Source organism: Sphingomonas sp. ACRSK, from assembly GCF_022346685.1.
Lineage (GTDB): Bacteria > Pseudomonadota > Alphaproteobacteria > Sphingomonadales > Sphingomonadaceae > Sphingomonas > Sphingomonas molluscorum.
Genome location: NZ_JAKRNR010000026.1, coordinates 25,428 through 41,616, shown reverse-complemented (window position 1 = coordinate 41,616; position 16,189 = coordinate 25,428). Strand labels below are relative to the sequence as shown.

Here is a 16,189-nt window from a genome sequence, read left to right as displayed (position 1 = left end):
CGGTTCGTCACCGGACGGCGGTTCCGTGTGCTCAACATCGTCGATGACGTGACGCGCGAGTGCCTCCGGGCGGTGGTGGACACCTCGATCTCGGGCCGGCGGGTCGTGCGCGAGTTGACCGATCTGATCGCCGAGCGTGGCAAACCGAAGATGATCGTCAGCGACAACGGGACCGAACTCACCTCGAACGCGGTGCTTGCCTGGTCCGGCGACGTGGGCGTCGAGTGGCATTACATCGCGCCGGGCAAGCCGACGCAGAACGGGTTCGTCGAGAGCTTCAACGGCCGGATGCGCGACGAGCTGCTCAATGAGACGCTGTTCTTCACCATCGGTCAGGCTCGCTCGATCCTGGCTCGCTGGGTCGACGACTACAACACCGAGCGCCCGCACTCGTCGCTCGGCTACGCTACCCCGGCCGCATTCGCTGCCGGGCTTGAACAGCAACGGGCGGGGTTAACCCCGCCCGTTGCTTCACCTGCGCTCATGCGCAACAACACCGGTCGGTCTCTGGTCGCAGCTGGATGAAAGACTGGGGTCACGTCATACACAAAAAACCACCGGCGAGGCGGCGGAAGGAAGACGCCGGGTTGCGGTGGATCTTCTTTCCCCGGGCGCCGCTCCGCCAGCCGGGAGCGCGCCCCTGGCATCGGAGCGCCCATGACGATCCATCCGCCCGCCTCCCCTCCCAGCGGCTACAACATCCTGCTGGTGGTGGTCGATCAGGAGCGGCACTTCGGCCGCTATCCCTTCCCCGTGCCGGCGCGGGAGCGGCTGATCCGCGCGGGCACCAGCTTCAACCGGCACCAGAACTGCTCCAACGTCTGCACGTCCTCCCGCTCGGTGCTCTACACGGGGTGGCACATGCCAGTGACGGGCATGTTCGACAACTTCGGCCTGCCGTGGATGACCAACGACCTCGATCCGGCGCTCGGCACGCTGGGGTCGATGATGCGGCAGGCGGGCTATTACGCCGTCTACAAGGGCAAATGGCACCTGACCGCCGCGTTCGAAGGGGGCATCCACACCGAACCCCGGCTCGCCCAGGTGATGGAGCGGTACGGGTTCAGCGACTATCACGGCATCGGCGATGCGATCGGCTGGTCGCAGGGCGGCTATCTGTACGACGAGATCATCGCCGCCCAGACGGTGAACTGGCTTCGCGGCACCGGCCAGTCGCTGCGCCGGGCGGGGCGCAACTGGTTTCTCGCGCTCAACCTGGTCAATCCGCACGACGTCATGTTCATCGACACCGACCGGCCGGACGAGCAGGTCCAGTGGACGGGCGCGATCAACGAGGGCGGCGTCTCGATGAACCCGGCGCAGCCGCCCGAGAACGAGCTCTACAAGGCGGAGTGGGCCGACGTCCCGCTGCCCGCCAGCCGCCACCAGCGCTTCGACGAGCCGGGCCGTCCGCAGGCGCATGCGGAGTATCAGCGCGCCCGCGCGGCGCTGGTCGGCGACTTCGCGGACGAGGATCGCCGCTGGCGCAAGCTGCAGGATTATTATTTCAACTGCATCCGCGACAGCGACCGCCACGTCGCGCGCGTGCTGGACGAGCTCGACAGCCTGGGGCTCACGGAGAGCACCATCGTAGTCTTCACCTCCGACCACGGCGAACTCGGCGGGTCGCATGGCATGCATGGCAAGGGATCGTCGGTGTATCGCGAGCAGATCAACGTGCCGATGATCGTGGCGCACCCGGCCTATCCGGGCGGATCGGCATGCGAGGCGCTGACCTGCCACCTGGACGTGGCGCCGACGCTGCTGGCCTTGACCGGCCTTGCCGCCGAGCAGCGCGACGCCATCCTGGGCAAGCGGCAGGGCGTGGATTTCTCTCCACTCCTGTCCCAACCGGAAGCCGCGCCCGTCGACGCGATCCGGGCGGACAGCCTCTACTGCTTCAGCATGTTCACCTATGCCGACGGCGATTACCTCGGGAAAGTCCAGGCGATCCGGCGAAGTGACGCGCTGACCGCAGAAGGGAAGCAGCTGGCCATCGGCAAGGTGCCGATGGACCTGACCAAACGATCCGGCATCCGCTGCCTCTACGACGGACGCTACAAGTTCGCGCGCTACTTCTCGCTCCGGCAGCACAACCTCCCGGAGACGGTCGAGGCGCTGACGTCTTACAACGACCTGGAGCTGTTCGACACGGTGGAGGACCCGGGGGAACTGCACAATCTGGCGGCGGAGGGCGATGCGCATCTGGACCTGATCGAGGCGCTGAACGCGAAGCTGAACGCGATCATCGCGCGCGAGATCGGCCGCGACGACGGCAGTTTCCTGCCCATGAGCGGCCTGCAGAGCTGGGATGTCCGGCTGGTGATCGAGTGAGGGTTGCCGTGCCTCGCCTGCGGATCACCGCCCGGCGCGGCGGGCAGGAACCTTCCCGGGGCCGTGCGGTTTCAGTCGAACCAGCTGGAGGACCAAGCCGTGGCGCAAAAGACCCTGGACACCCTGTTTCACGACACGCTCAAGGACATCTACTACGCCGAGCGCAAGATCCTGAAGTCGCTGCCCAAGATGAAGCGGGCGGCGCAGTCGGAGGCGCTCAAGGCCGCCTTTGAAAAGCACAAGGAGCAGACCGAGGGCCAGATCGAGCGCCTGCAACAGGTGTTCGAGATCATCGGCAAGGCCCCGCGCGGCAAGACCTGCGACGCGATCGAGGGCATCCTGGCCGAGGGCGAGGAGATCATGGAGGAGTATAAGGATACTCCGGCGCTGGACGCGGGGCTGCTGGCGGCGGCCCAGGCCGTCGAGCATTACGAGATCACCCGCTATGGCACGCTCAAGCGCTGGGCCGGCGTGCTCGGCCTGAAGGACGCCGTGGCGCTGCTCGACGAGACGCTGCAGGAAGAGTCGCAGACCGACGAGGACCTGACCGCGATCGCCGACGCCGAGATCAACCAAGAGGCGTTGCAGGAAGGCTGACCTGGGTTGTTGCACGGCGCGGAAGCGCGGGCGTAGCGCTCGCCGCATTGCGTGCCGCGGAACAGGCGGCGCGATGCGGAGACACGAGTGACGACGATCCTGATCAATGGCGAGGCCCGGGAGGTCGATGTGCCGCCCGACATGCCGCTGCTGTGGGTGCTGCGCGACGTGGTCGGCCTGACCGGCACCAAGTTCGGCTGCGGCATCGCCCAGTGCGGCGCCTGCACCGTGCATGTCGACGGCAAGCCGGCGCGCAGCTGCGTGCTGCCGGTCTCCGCCGTCGGCAACCGCGCCGTCACCACCGTCGAGGCGGTGGGCGAGACCGAGATCGGCCGCAAGGTGCAGGAGGCGTGGCTGGGCGTCGAGGTCGTCCAGTGCGGTTATTGCCAGTCGGGCCAGATCATGTCGGCAGCGGCGCTGCTGGGGCGCAACCCGGCGCCGGACGATGCCGCGATCGATGCGGCCATGTCGGGCAACATCTGTCGCTGCGCCACCTATCCCCGCATCCGCGCCGCCATCAAGCGGGCGGCCGGGCTGCCGGCGGAGACCGTCTGATGCACGGACCGATCGGCCGGCCCGCCTATGGCGTGCTGGAGCCCGAGGACCTGAGCGTCGCCTCGCGCCGCCGGTTCCTGAAGGCGGGCACGTTCATGTTCGGGTTCGCGGTGCTCGCGCGCGCGGGCAAGGCGGCGGCGCAGAGCCAGGGCGAGGAACCCTCGCTGCGCGCGATCACGCCCGGCGGGCCGGAAAGCGGCGCCGCCTTCGACGGCTTTGCGCCGGGCGGCTTCATCCGCATCCCGCCCGAGGGCAAGATCACCTTCATCATCCCGTCGACCGAGATGGGGCAGGGCATCTACACCGGCGAGGCGATGCTGCTGGCCGAGGAGCTGGAAGTCACGCTCGAGCAGGTGGAAGTGGTGCCGGCACCGCCCAACGAGCTGCTCTACAGCCAGCCGATCCTGAAGAGCCAGGCCACCGGCGGATCGACCTCCACCCGCGGCGCCTGGGGTCCGCTGCGCCAGGCGGGTGCGGCCGCGCGCACCATGTTGATCGCGGCCGCCGCCCAGCGCTGGAACGTTGCGCCCGACACCTGCTTTGCCGACCAGGGCCGCGTCTATTGCCGCGCCAACGGCCAGTCGCTGCCGTATGGCGCGCTGGTGCAGGCGGTGCGCAACCAGCCGGTGCCCAAGAACGTGCCGCTCAAGCAGTCGGGCCAGTTCAAGCTGATCGGCCGATCGTTGCAGCGGGTGGACACGCCGTCCAAGGTCAACGGCACGGCGGTGTTCGGCATCGACGTGAAGGTGCCGGACATGAAGGTGGCGGTGATGGAGATCTGCCCCGCCCAAGGCGGCCGGCTCCGGTCGATGGAGGACCGCGGCGCGCGCAGCGTGCCGGGCGTGGTCGACGTGCTGCGCATCGACAATGCGGTGGCGGTGGTCGCCGACCATTTCTGGGCGGCCAAGAAGGGGCTGGAGCAGCTGGAACTGCGCTGGGACTTCGCGGGCCACGAGAAGGTGTCGAGCGAGCGGATCCTCGCCGACCTGAAGCATGCGTCCGAGAACGGCAAGCCGATCCTGGGCCGCGAGCTGGGCGACGCCGACAAGGCGATGGACGACGCGCACAGCCGGGTGGAGGCGGTGTACGAGCTGCCCTTCCTGGCGCACGCCACCATGGAGCCGATGAACACCACGGTGCATGTGCGTCCGGACGGCTGCGACATCTGGGTCGGCACCCAGGCGCCGACCGCGGTGCAGGGCGCGGCCGCCAAGGTGCTGGGCATCCCGCCCGAGCGGGTGATGGTGCACAACCACTTGATCGGCGGCGGCTTCGGCCGGCGGCTGGTGGCCGAAAGCGTCACCCAGGCGGTGCAGTTCGCGCGCCAGGTGCCCTATCCGCTCAAGGTGGTGCAGACGCGCGAGCAGGACATCCGCCACGACCTGTTCCGCCCGGCCTATTACGACCGCATCGCCGCCGGGCTCGGCCCGGACGGGCTGGTGAAGGTGATGACCGACCGGATCACCGGCGGATCGGTGCTGGGCAGCTATCTGCCGACCGGGCTTCCGGACGGGACGCTCGATACCGACGCGGTCGAGGGCGCGGACCGGACGCCCTATTCGATCCCGGCGGTACGCGTGGACTGGATCCGGCGCGACCCGCCGATCAAGGTAAACTGGTGGCGCGGCGTGGGCCCGGCCCACAACGTCCATGTGGTCGAGAGCTTCCTGGACGAATGCGCGCATTCGGTGGGGCGCGATCCGGTGGAATATCGGCTGGCGATGCTGAAGGACAATCCGCGCTCGCACCGGGTGCTGGAGATGGCGGCGCGCCGGGCCGGGTGGGGCAAGCCGCTGCCGCCGCGTACCGGCCGCGGCGTGTCGCTGCACGACAGCTTCGGCAGCCATCTGGCATTGGTGTGCGAGGCGCATGTGACCCCGGCGGGCGAGGTGCGGCTGCGCCGGCTGGTGGCGGTGATCGACTGCGGGCAGGTGGTGAACCCCAACAGCGTCCAGGCGCAGATCGAGGGCGGCGTGCTGTTCGGCCTTTCGGCGGCGCTCTACAATGCGATCACCATCAAGGAAGGCCAGGTCGAGCAGAGCAACTTCAACGACTATCGCCAGCTGCGGATCAACGAGACGCCGCCGTTCGAGGTGCACATCGTCCAGAGCACCGACGATCCCGGCGGCGTGGGCGAGGCGGGCACCGTGTCGGCGGCGCCCGCGCTCGCCAATGCGATCTTCGCGGCGACCGGCATCCGGCTGCGGCGGCTGCCGATCGACCGCGCGGCGCTGATGGAGAAGGACGCGCACAAGCGCGTGATCGCGCCGCCCGCGGTGGCGCTGGGGCTGGGCGCGGCTGCGCTTGCCTGGGGTAGCGACACGGGAGGCGCGGCATGAAGGGCTCTCGCCTCAGGCGTTTCGGCCTGATCGCGCTGGTCGTCGCCGGCCTGCTGCTGGTGGCTGCGATCGCCTTCTTCGCCTGGCCCGCCAAGCTGGAGGCGGTGGCGCCGAGCCCCGCCCAGCCGACCGGCCGCGCGCTGGTGGAGAAGGGGCGCTACCTCGCCACCGCGGCCGACTGCGTCGCCTGCCACTCGACGCCCAATGGCGAGCCCTTTGCCGGCGGCCTGGCGTTCAAGCTGCCGTTCGGCACCATCTATTCGTCGAACATCACGCCCGATCCCAAGAACGGCATCGGCGCGTGGAGCGATGCCGAGTTCGTGCGCGCGGTACGCCACGGCGTGCGCAACGACGGGCAGCAGCTGTATCCGGCGTTTCCCTACACCGCCTATACCCACATGAGCACCGACGACGTGCTCGCGATCCGCGCGTACCTCAACACGCTGCGGCCGGTGAACCAGGCGGTGGCGGTCAACCAGCTCTCCTTCCCGTTCAACCAGCGCTATCTGATGCGGGCGTGGAAGCTGCTGTTCATGCCCAAGCAGCCGCTGCGGCCGGACCCGAACCAGTCGGCCGAATGGAACCGGGGCGCCTATCTGGTGGAGGGCGCCGGGCATTGCGCCGAGTGCCACACGCCGCGCAACCTGCTGTATGGCCTCAAGAGCGGGCAGAAGTTCGCGGGTGCGACGACCCAGGGGTGGAAGGCGTACAACCTCACCAGCGATCCCGAGACGGGAATCGGCGGCTGGTCGGTGGAGGAGATCACGCGCTATCTGGCGACCGGGCACACGCCGGGCCGCGGGGCTGCGGCCGGATCGATGGGCGAGGCGGTGAGCCTGAGTCTGAGCCGGCTGACGCCGCAGGACCTGCGCGCGATGGCGGTGTATCTGAAGACCATTCCGCCCAGGCCCGGCACGCCGGGGTCCAAGGTCAACCCGAACCCGCCGCTGATGGCCGCCTCCACGCCGTTCGCGCCGGCACGCGCGGAAGTGGGCCCGGACGCCGTCGGCCTGCGCATCTTCGAGGGCGCCTGCGCCAGCTGCCACGGCTGGGACGGTTCCGGGACGCACAGCCCCTATGGCGCGCTGCGCGGGGCGCAGACGGTGAACGATCCCGAGGCGACCAACCTGGTCCAGGTGATCCTCCATGGTTCGGAGATCCGCACGCCGCAGGGCGGGGCGTCGATGCCTTCGTTCGGCCGCGCCTATGACGATGCCGAGATCGCGGCGGTGGCCAACTATGTTCTGCGCCACTTCGGCGGCAAGGCCGCGACCGTGACGCCCGAGCGCGTGGCCAAGGCCCGGCGCGAAGGCGAATAGCGGCGCCAAGCGGGCATCAGGGGGGTGGGGCTCGTTCCTGCCCCCTTTCGCCGTGAAGGCAGCATTCGAGCGGGGCGCGGCTCGCCTTGCCGAGGATGAAGCCCAGCATCTGTACGGATCGACTACCCCAGGCCATAGATCAGACGGTCTGCGTGCGGTTGGGGGGAAGACGGTGCGGCGCTTGCTTCGACGATCGGATCAAGAATTGGCGGAGGAGGTCAGCCAGGAACGGCCGGCCGAGGTGTCGCCGGACCTGGCCTATGAGCTCCAGTCCAAATTGCTGGACCAGCTTGCGACCGTGAGCGTGGCCGGAGCGGGACTGGCCATCACGCTGATCGGAAGCCTGCTCCAGGGCGCGCCGGGGTCGGTGTGGATCTCCGTGATCTTCTTCGGCCTGGCGGCACTGACCGCGGTCGGAGGAAACGTCCGGCTGATCGATGGGATCTTCCATCGCAAGGCTGTCCTGCGCCGCAGCAGGTTGGACGTTCAGGTCGCGATGGCGATGATCGGTGCCGCTGCCGGATTCCTCAGCATGGAGATCTACTCCCAGTCGAGCCGGTCCCCGGAGCGTGCGCAGGCGGCGCAGCAAGCGACCGCGCCGGCATCTGGAGATGCTTCAAGGCCGCGCCCGTAACGAACAAAGAAAAGGCCAGCGCGTCCGGGAAGAAGCGCTGGCCCGAGGGGTTCGGTGGGGGCCGAAAAGGGTAACTCGCCCGGGAAGAGCAAGGCCTTCCCCGGCATTGCGGGTTCTCCGCGGCGGCGCCGATCAGGCGATCCGGTCGGGATCGTCCTCCGGCGCTTCGGGCGGCAGGTTGCGTGCGTCCGTCTCGGGCGTGCCCGCCTCCGACGCCTGCGGCGCGCGCTGGCCGGTGCCGCGAGCCTCGGCGAAGCTGGTGCCGGAGCTTTCCTCCACCACGATCGCGCCGTCCTCGGTCGGCACGGTGCGGCGCTGTTCCGGGTGCCCGGCCGAGGGATCGCCGCCGCGCTCGCCGCGGAAGCCCGAGACGCCCTGCGCCTGCTGGTCCGAATTGCCCTCGCGATCCAGGGGGATGCCGGTTCTCTTGTCGGTCACGGATGTGCGCTCCACTTCGATCTTCGGCAGACCAACCACACGGCGGCGGCGCTGTTCCCGGCTGTCCGACGAAAAGCGCGTCAGCCGCGCCAATCGCGGATGGCGCGATCGTAGCGATCGCGTTCCTGGTCCCGCAGGCGTTCGAGGCGTGCCTGCTCGGCCGCCTGGCGCTTTTCCAGCGCGCGGCGTTCGCGCGCGAAGTCGGCTTCGCGCCGGGCGAGCGCTTCCTGCTCCTCGGCGTGGCGGGCTTCTGCGTCCGCGAGTGCCTGCTCCGCGTCCCGCAGCGGCGTGCGGTCCGGCTTCGGCTTCGGCTTCGGCTTCGGCTTGGCCTTGCGGGCGGGTTTTTCCGCCTCCGGCGCCGCGCGCGGGCGGCGGGGCGAGTCCTTGGGAAGAGCTGCGATCTGCTCCGCGGTGGTGCCGCGCAGGCGGCGGATCACGGTGCCGGGGTTCGCCAGCGGCTCGCGGGTGAGCTCGGGATCCTCGACCCGTTCGGCGACGCCGCGCGCGAACAGGTCGTGGTCGCTGCCCCAGGCTTCCAGCGCGGCCTTCTGGCTGGGCGCGGCGACATAGGCGTCGTGGAAGCCGATGGGGGTGCGGAACACCTTGAGCTTGGCGGCGCGGGCCATGGGCGCGCCGCGGTCAGCCGGCGGAGCCCGGCTCCGACAGGCCGCGATGGGCCTGTGCGGCGGCCCGGTCCGGCAGCGCGTCGGCGATCGCGCCGAGCAGCTTGTTCTTGAGCGTCGGCAGCACCTTGTCCTTGCCGGCCATCAGCGCATCGAACCCCGCCTTGGCGACGACGGCAGGATCGTCCTTGTTCGCCTGACCGGCGCGGGTGTCGTCCATGTCGGCGCGGTGGAAGAAGTTGGTTTCCGTCATGCTCGGCATCAGCACGGTGACGGTGATGCCGGTATCCTTCAGCTCGTTGCGCAGCGCCTCGCCGAACCAACGCAGGAACACCTTGGTGCCGCCGTACACCGCCTCGAACGGATCGGGCATGGTCGCGGAGATCGAGGAGGTGAAGAGCAGCTTGCCGCTGTCGCGCGCGACCATGTCCTTGAGCACGAGCTTGGTGAGCTGCACCGCGCCGCGGACGTTGAGGTCGATCATCTGGAGCTCGGTCTGGAGGTCGGTCTCCACGAACGGGCCGCCCAGGCCAATGCCGGCGTTGACGCACAGCACGTCGACCGGGCGGCCGGTGGCGACGATGGCGCGAAAGAGGGCGTCGACCGCCTGTTCCTGGCCGAGATCGCCGGCGTGGACGTCGACCCGCGCACCGGTGCCGGCGAGTTCGGCCGCGGCGGCGTGCAGATGGGCCTCGTCCTGGGCGGCGATCAGCAGGTCGTAGCCATTCTCGCCGAACTGGCGGGCGAGCTCCAGGCCGATGCCGTTGGAGCCGCCGGTCACGACGGCGAAGGGGCGGGGGGCGGTGTCTGTCATCGGGCGGCTTCCTTGATGCGGGGCGCATCCAGGAACGGGCGAGGGGGCGAAAGGCTGCGCACCTCGTCGGCGGATGCTAGCGGCGGCGGCCGATCTTCACCAGCGCATAGCCCATGACGCCGCTGATCGCGATCGCCACGACCAGCCCCGCGACGGCTCCCCAGGTCGCGCCATCCGGCCCGGCGACGAGGCCGCCGAGCACCAGCCCGAGCAGCGGCAGCACGACGAGCGACAGGCATCCGACCGCGATCATGCGCCGGGCATAGCGGGAGGGAAGAGCGCGGCCAAGCGGGGCGGCGGCGCGGGGAGGTCCGGGGATGCGCCGGATGGGCGCATGGTGGGCGCTGACGGGCTCGAACCGCCGACCCTCTCGGTGTAAACGAGATGCTCTACCAACTGAGCTAAGCGCCCTCTCTCGAGAGAACCGCGGAATAGCGCCATTTCCGGCCGCTGCAATAGGGCATTTAGCGGATCTGAGGGGAACGGAGGGGAAACGTGCGGACATGAGAGTCCCGACCTATTCCCGACCTGCGCAGGCGCCGCTACATCAGCGGGAGGGGCGGTGTCTCAGCCTTCGGGCGCATGAGGTGGTTCTGTAGGGCCACGTCAACCATCCCGATCGCAGCCCCTGATAGGAAGCACAGCTTATCCGATTGTGTAAGGGCCTGGACGCCACAGCTGGCTAGGAAGTTCAGATCAACGAGGCCGCCGTAATATAACGGGCAGCTTGAGTCGCCGTACCGAGGTAGGAAAACTAATCGCGTGGTGTTTCCAGATGCCACGTTCAGCATCAGAGACCTAGTTTCGCTCTGGCTGTGTATTCCAGCTACGCTGTTCACGTACTGATTTAGCCCGATAATCGGCGCCACTAGCACATTGCTGTTGAAAGGCCTGATATTATCAGGGTCGATATCGCATTCATGGGTTAAAATGAGTGCGTTGCCGAGCCGAGTGCCATAGGCTCCTCGGTCGGGAAGATAGACCGGGTAGGGTAGGTTTGCGACTATCAGCCCCGTGCCGAAAGATAGCTCACCGACCGGGCCGTAAAACTCCCCACTCTTGGTATGGGGGATGCAGGCTTCACACTCCGATGCGAGAGCAGCTACATCTAGAGGTGCGATATCAGCCGGGCTAATATCGCCCCCCTCGACATTGCTCACTTCAGTCGATGTGGATCGGGCCGCTGACCTCGGTCGAGGAACACATCAGGGCATTGAAGAGCGCTTCATTGTGCACATGATCGAACGGCTGAACGCCCACCTCGGTGCGAGTGGCGTTCAGGTTATCGTTCACCGCACGCAACGGCACATGGGTAACCATAGGAGCGGCAGGTGCAGCTGGGAGCGGCACAAACGCCGACGCCGAAACGGGTGCAGCGATGCAAAACATCGCAGCTCCGGTTTGCATAATGGCGGTGTGATAGGACGATATGGACAGCATGTTAGCCTCTTAGCTTGTCTACCACGGTTGTGGGGATAAGCCTAAAAAATTCTTGCTTCAAGTAGGTATGCGCAAGCTCGATCCAACCTCGTGCCTCCTCCAAACCCGTGATCGAGAAGCCTGCTGGAGTCGAGACATCGATATCGATCAAGACGTCGAAACCCGATCCGTCGGCAACCTGAACGAACTTCGGAGTAGCTAACGAAACTTGAACAGTGTGACGGCTCTCGAGTTCCCTCGAATAAACAAGGACGAACTCGGCACCCACGTCATTATCGCCGGCCGTGACCGAGACATTCAGGTCGCTGGCACCTCGAATGAAATGAGCAGCCTCGGACAGCGCATTGACGTACCTGAACCCAACGCGAGTAATGCGGGCATCCCGCACGGTCGCGTAGAGGGCCTCAATCGTCCGCCAAATCTCAGGTCCAAATGTCTCCCAACCAGGATAGGGAGCAAGCCTATGGCAGGAGACCACATTCGGACCGACCCGAACAAATTCGGAGGCCTCGTTTGGGCTTACGAGCTGATAGCTGGGAGCAAAGCGGAAGCTCTCCTCAGCCTTGCGTAACTGCTCGGGAACGTCAGCGGTAGGCAGGCGGGTTTGGGAGTAGCCTCGCCAGACAGGAGCATCGGTCAAACGACCGATCGTGATCTCTGGGGAGTTCTGCGTCTCGAAGCGCAGTTCGCAAACCGCTTCTTGGATTCCGTCTTTGACTAACCGGATTTCAGCCGCGTCCATCCATGTCCCCACCGCAGAGCTGGCATCGGTATTCCGCCAGCCTACCGGAAGCTGACGCAGCGAGCGCCTACGGCGCCGGTTAGAATAACGCAAGGGCGTGTGCCTAGACCGTTGTACCTGGGAACGGGCGGGAAGGGTAGTGCGGGATTAGAGATACGCGAGTGCCGACGGTGAGTGACGGCGCGGAGTGCTCGCATAGCGGCCCGCATGGGCGTGGGCTCTCAGGCTGGGGGAGGGTTCGGGAAAACCCCAACAACCCCAATATCCGCAGTTTTCTGCGGGTTTGCGCCCCAATAATGACCCAATATCGCCCCAACAGGGTTGGGGTCGCGTACCCCAATACTTGAACATGAAAAAAGATAACGATTTCAATGATATTGGAATTTTCCGGTTCGGATGTTGGGGAAATATTGGTGTTCGCACCAACAGGGATAAGCCGGTTAAACCAAAGACTTGACCCGCCATCGCGACGACCAGTTGGGAATATTGGGGTTTCCCAGCCCCTCTCCCCTGCGAAGCGCGCCGGCCCTTGAGCGTGACGGCGGCGGTCGGGTACTGCAGCCTTCAGGGTAGCTTGCTCGCGTAACCAGTTGCGCGCTACGATCGAGTGCGGTCGCAGCGTCGCTCCGATGGACTCGGTTGAGGCGCCCGGCCCACAAGCTGTGGCCAAAGGTGCGGCCGCGAGGAGCCCCCCGGATGGGATAAGGCCCACCTCGCCTTAGCTGCCCCGGCGGAGTCCACCCAGCGACTGCTTGAACCAACCCGGGTTGGTGATGGTGGGCCCGTCATCCGGTGAACGGGGGCTTTCCGTTCGTCCGGGGCCAACACCGCAACCTCTTGGTCTGCGGCGCGCCGTGGACTGGGAGTTTCACCATGAAACACCAGTACACGATTGCGGTCGATGTGGCCGTGAAGTGCAACGTCGCGGCGCTGGCGCACGCCATCGCTCTGATCGTCATCTTCTGGCGCTGACTGCACCCGGCGGAGGAAACTCCGCCGGGCTTGCAGCTACTTTGCGGCAAGGCGATAACCCCTCCGACGGTTGGAGGTAAAGTGATGGTAGAGCCTGGGACAGCTATCTATAAAGTCGCGAAGGCGCTGTACGAGATTATGCCAGAGCGATGGGCCGGACGGTTGGAGCCGTCCCATGTTCCTTGGCACTTGGCCTCTGACGAAACACGGCAACGTTTGTTCGAGGCTGCGCGCGTTGCGATCTGGACGTTAAGGCCACTCGGTGATCACCTACGTTCGGCTGGCGAGGCCGCGAGTCCTGACGCGGTTGTTGCCTGGACCGCTATGATCGACGCGGCGCTAGGACAGTACCCAAAGGGTGGCTAGGCGCCGGCGCGCCATCCTCGCTGATTGAGCCGCCAGCGAACACGTCCTGTACCGCTCCGACCCATGTATGCCGGCTCGCCTGCCCTACGAAGCATGGTCACGCACCTGGCATGGCCGGTCAGACTTGGATGCACCCGCATACTCGCGCGGAAGCGCAGTCGCGGCATCAAAACGCATCACGACGCCGACACCAGATTGCCGCGGCCAGCCCAGAACTTAGGCCAGCTCGGCTTAGAACTAAGACTGCATCGAAAGCGCCACAAAAAGCTCGCGGGCGAGGCGGGGTGGAAAGCGCGTTCTCTGGGGTCGCAGGGTCGAGGCGCGCGACGCGACGACGGGCGGGGAGGGAAGGCGCACAGAGCGTCGCCCCGCGCCACGCGTGACTTTCCTAGCCTTTGCCGCGGGAGGTGCTGAGCGGGCCTCCTAGGCGGCCTTAGAGGCCCGTACGGCGGGCGGGCTTGATCGCCTTTCCGGCCGGGGCCGCAACTTCCGATGGCCGGTCGACATCCGAGGCAGCGCTGCTACGCTCGATCTATGTGTAACCGTGCCCGCATGCTTGGCGAACCCGAGACGATCCGCACGCACTTCGGTGCCGACTGGCTTGCCGATCGGCCGATGGACAATCGCTTCAACCCGGCGGAGCTGGTGCCGCGTGGCCGCGCCTATGTCGTGCGCGATCGTGAGGGTCGACGCGGCGTCGACGTGATGAGCTGGGATGTGCTTGGCGGCCAGGCCAAGTGGCCGATGACTAACGTCCGCCAGCTCGGCCTGGCTCAGTGGCGCCGCCTCGCGGCCGAGCCTCGCAACCGCTGCCTGGTCCCGCTTACCGAGTTTTGCGAGTGGACGCCGGACAAGGATCCCGAACACGGGATCAAAGGCGAGATGTGGTTCGCCGTCCCGTCACAACCGATCTTCGCCGTTGCCGGCTTCTGGCAGGAAACGGCGAAGGGCGCCGGCTTTACGATGGTGACCTGCGATCCCAACGAGCTGGTCGCGCCGATCCACCCGAAGGCGATGATCACTGTGCTGCAGCCTGACGATCACGAACGGTGGCTGACCGGCAGCTATGACGACATCGTCTCGCTCCAGCGGCCATACCCCGCGGCGGATATGACCGTCCGCGGCCCGGTGTTCCCAACCCGTACGGGCGCGCGCTGACCGCGCAACCCTCGTCGCGGATCAGGCCAGCAGGCTGTCGTCGATCCCCAGGTACTTGCCCAGCAGCCGGCGGTCGGCGTCGGGCAGCGCTGCAGGGGACTGGCGCTTGACGTACCCCGACAGGTAGCCGGCGCTGCGGCCGATCAGGCGCGACAAGGCGGCCAGCGTCTCGTTCCGCTCGGCCGCCACGGTTAGCAACGCTTCGCGTGGATCCGCCGGCAGCATCCGCTCGCGCCCCAGTGGCGCTATCCAATTGCGGTCAGTACGCATGGTAGTCGACCTCGGCATCGTCGATCGCGGCGAAGGCGTCGCCATCCGCCTGCAGCTTGTTCAGATGCGCCCGCACCTGGTCGGCATCGCCCTCGCGCGGAAAGGCGCGGTCGGCGCGCGCCTGTTCGGCGATGCGGTCGATCCAATCGCCTCGATCCCGTTGCATCAGCAACCATGCCGCGAAGCTCGGGCGCGGCTCCCCGTAACGATCAGTCTGCACCATGCGACTCCTGCTATCCTTACGCAGGCGCGCTTAGCATGTTCCGGTTATGTTCCACAATCTGCCCGCAAGTGGCGGGGCGGGTCGAGGTGCGGGGCTGCGCTGGCGGGCGCCATCTCCAGATGCGCGCCGCGTCTGCCGCAGCGGCTACACCGGAGCCGGTAGCCGGCGATCGTCAGGTCGGTGTTCCACCGCTTCTTCCGGAACAGCGCAACCAGCGGGGCCACGCGCATGATCGTCTCGTTCCGGCAGCGGTAGTGGCCGCAGCGCACACGCACATGCGCGTCGTGCCGCAGCATGTCCGATAGATCCTTCACGACAACCCGTCCCATCGACAGGCTTACAGCGGGCGGAATCCAACATTGCAACTGCCGATCGCGCCGCGACCGTCCGCTCAGAGATATGCGGACAACGCGAACACGAGGGCGGCGACGATCAGCACCCCGATCGTCGCCGCCTCCAGCTCAGTTGTTGTTGGCCGCCTCACGCCGCGAGCATAGCCGGGTGGCATCGAAGTTCGCCACCACCAACTCGCTGACATGTTTCGCGGCCCCGGCGGCAACCGTATAGGTCACCGGCAGCTGCACCTGGTGGAAACGCCCGAACACCTCGCGAGCGCCGGGCGTGTCGTTGATCGACAGCAGGAACTTGCCCTTGATGCTGGCGAGCTGGTCCGCGAGCGCCGCGAAGTCGGCCCGACCGAACACGTCCTGGCCGTAATCGTCCTCGCACCCCCAATATGGCGGATCGAGGTAGAACAGCATGCCGGCACGGTCATATCGGCGGATGAACTCGGCGTAGCCCAGCTGCTCGATCACGACGCCGGCCAGGCGCTCGTGAATGTCCGCCAGCATCGGCTCCAGCTTGGTGACGTTGAAACGGGCACCCTGCGTCCGATCGACGCCGAAGTGCCGACCGTTCACCTTGCCGCCGAACGCCAGGCGCTGGAGGTAGAGGAACCGCGCGGCGCGTTCCAGGTCGGTCAGCGTCTCGGGCGCCTGCGCTTTCAGCCGCTCGAACTCGTTGCGGCTCGCCACGCGGAAGCGCAGCATGTCGATGAAGTAGGGATAGTGCCGCTGCAGCACCCGGAAGAACGTGGCGACGTCGCCCGATACGTCGTTGATGATCTCTACCTTCGGCCGCGATCGGCGGCGCAGGAAGATGCCACCCATGCCGACGAAGGGCTCTGCATAGCCGTCATGCTCGACCTGGGCGATGATCGCGGTCAGCCGAGACGCAAGATTGCGCTTGCCGCCGATGTAACCGGCTGCAGGCGCGACGGGACGTACGATTGTTGGATACACGGGTAAAAAGCTCGCTCTATGGGGTGCCCGCCCGGCGACATGCCGGGTGCGGGACGGCCGATGG

19 protein-coding genes and 1 tRNA gene are annotated in these 16,189 nt (G+C 66.9%); 8 read left to right on the top strand and 12 right to left on the bottom strand.

Features of this window, described 5'->3' with window-relative positions; genetic code table 11:
- From MHZ35_RS13935 to MHZ35_RS13905, 7 genes are all read left to right on the top strand, one after another.
- Window positions 1–525, top strand: a 525-nt coding sequence (locus MHZ35_RS13935; protein WP_239436203.1) for an integrase core domain-containing protein, incomplete at its 5' end; no start/stop codon positions are given.
- Window positions 526–657: 132 nt separating this feature from the next.
- A complete protein-coding gene (locus MHZ35_RS13930) occupies window positions 658–2,334 on the top strand; it encodes a sulfatase-like hydrolase/transferase (RefSeq protein ID WP_239436202.1) in 1,677 nt (558 codons plus the stop codon).
- Between the two features lie 99 nt (window positions 2,335–2,433).
- On the top strand, window positions 2,434–2,931 hold the full coding sequence (locus tag MHZ35_RS13925) for a YciE/YciF ferroxidase family protein (RefSeq protein WP_125961343.1): 498 nt from the start codon (window positions 2,434–2,436) through the stop codon (window positions 2,929–2,931).
- A gap of 87 nt (window positions 2,932–3,018) precedes the next feature.
- A complete protein-coding gene (locus MHZ35_RS13920) occupies window positions 3,019–3,486 on the top strand; it encodes a (2Fe-2S)-binding protein (RefSeq protein WP_125961247.1) in 468 nt (155 codons plus the stop codon).
- On the top strand, window positions 3,486–5,825 hold the full coding sequence (locus tag MHZ35_RS13915) for a xanthine dehydrogenase family protein molybdopterin-binding subunit (RefSeq protein WP_239436201.1): 2,340 nt from the start codon (window positions 3,486–3,488) through the stop codon (window positions 5,823–5,825). The genes MHZ35_RS13920 and MHZ35_RS13915 overlap by 1 nt, the downstream gene beginning before the upstream one ends.
- Window positions 5,822–7,144, top strand: a complete 1,323-nt coding sequence (locus MHZ35_RS13910; RefSeq protein WP_239436200.1) for a c-type cytochrome — start codon at window positions 5,822–5,824, stop codon at window positions 7,142–7,144. The genes MHZ35_RS13915 and MHZ35_RS13910 overlap by 4 nt, the downstream gene beginning before the upstream one ends.
- A 205-nt stretch (window positions 7,145–7,349) precedes the next feature.
- Window positions 7,350–7,778, top strand: a complete 429-nt coding sequence (locus MHZ35_RS13905) for a hypothetical protein (RefSeq protein WP_239436199.1) — start codon at window positions 7,350–7,352, stop codon at window positions 7,776–7,778.
- 132 nt (window positions 7,779–7,910) lie between these two features.
- Here the strand turns inward: MHZ35_RS13905 and MHZ35_RS13900 are convergent, their stop codons facing one another.
- The 8 genes from MHZ35_RS13900 to MHZ35_RS13865 all read right to left on the bottom strand — a co-directional run bounded on the left by MHZ35_RS13900 (window position 7,911) and on the right by MHZ35_RS13865 (window position 11,835).
- Window positions 7,911–8,216, bottom strand: coding sequence for a hypothetical protein (locus MHZ35_RS13900; protein WP_239436198.1), 306 nt, complete (start codon window positions 8,214–8,216; stop codon window positions 7,911–7,913).
- Between the two features lie 80 nt (window positions 8,217–8,296).
- Entirely contained in the window at window positions 8,297–8,842 is a 546-nt protein-coding gene (locus MHZ35_RS13895; protein ID WP_239436197.1) for a hypothetical protein, read from the bottom strand.
- A 13-nt stretch (window positions 8,843–8,855) separates the two neighbouring features.
- Window positions 8,856–9,653 (bottom strand): SDR family NAD(P)-dependent oxidoreductase, encoded by a 798-nt coding sequence (locus MHZ35_RS13890; protein WP_239436196.1) that lies wholly within the window; start codon window positions 9,651–9,653, stop codon window positions 8,856–8,858.
- Between the two features lie 76 nt (window positions 9,654–9,729).
- On the bottom strand, window positions 9,730–9,906 hold the full coding sequence (locus MHZ35_RS13885) for a hypothetical protein (protein WP_165284571.1): 177 nt from the start codon (window positions 9,904–9,906) through the stop codon (window positions 9,730–9,732).
- Window positions 9,907–9,988: 82 nt separating this feature from the next.
- Window positions 9,989–10,064: transfer RNA gene (locus MHZ35_RS13880), tRNA-Val, on the bottom strand.
- Between the two features lie 131 nt (window positions 10,065–10,195).
- Complete coding sequence (locus tag MHZ35_RS13875; RefSeq protein ID WP_239436195.1) at window positions 10,196–10,813, bottom strand: hypothetical protein; 618 nt, start codon at window positions 10,811–10,813, stop codon at window positions 10,196–10,198.
- A gap of 1 nt (window position 10,814) precedes the next feature.
- A complete protein-coding gene (locus MHZ35_RS13870) occupies window positions 10,815–11,093 on the bottom strand; it encodes a hypothetical protein (RefSeq protein ID WP_239436194.1) in 279 nt (92 codons plus the stop codon).
- 1 nt (window position 11,094) lies between these two features.
- Window positions 11,095–11,835, bottom strand: coding sequence for a TIGR04255 family protein (locus tag MHZ35_RS13865; RefSeq protein WP_239436193.1), 741 nt, complete (start codon window positions 11,833–11,835; stop codon window positions 11,095–11,097).
- 1,872 nt (window positions 11,836–13,707) lie between these two features.
- On the opposite strand from MHZ35_RS13865, the gene MHZ35_RS13860 reads away from it, so the two are divergent.
- Entirely contained in the window at window positions 13,708–14,331 is a 624-nt protein-coding gene (locus tag MHZ35_RS13860; RefSeq protein WP_239436192.1) for an SOS response-associated peptidase family protein, read from the top strand.
- Window positions 14,332–14,352: 21 nt separating this feature from the next.
- On the opposite strand, the gene MHZ35_RS13855 is transcribed toward MHZ35_RS13860, so the two are convergent.
- From MHZ35_RS13855 to MHZ35_RS13840, 4 genes are all read right to left on the bottom strand, one after another.
- Window positions 14,353–14,601: a hypothetical protein gene (locus MHZ35_RS13855; protein WP_239436191.1), complete on the bottom strand. Its 249-nt coding sequence runs from the start codon at window positions 14,599–14,601 to the stop codon at window positions 14,353–14,355.
- Window positions 14,591–14,824: a YozE family protein gene (locus MHZ35_RS13850; protein WP_239436190.1), complete on the bottom strand. Its 234-nt coding sequence runs from the start codon at window positions 14,822–14,824 to the stop codon at window positions 14,591–14,593. Before MHZ35_RS13850 ends, MHZ35_RS13855 begins: the two co-directional genes overlap by 11 nt.
- A gap of 44 nt (window positions 14,825–14,868) precedes the next feature.
- On the bottom strand, window positions 14,869–15,138 hold the full coding sequence (locus MHZ35_RS13845) for a hypothetical protein (protein ID WP_239436189.1): 270 nt from the start codon (window positions 15,136–15,138) through the stop codon (window positions 14,869–14,871).
- A gap of 147 nt (window positions 15,139–15,285) precedes the next feature.
- Complete coding sequence (locus tag MHZ35_RS13840; RefSeq protein WP_239436188.1) at window positions 15,286–16,125, bottom strand: DNA adenine methylase; 840 nt, start codon at window positions 16,123–16,125, stop codon at window positions 15,286–15,288.
- Window positions 16,126–16,189 lie beyond the last annotated feature (64 nt).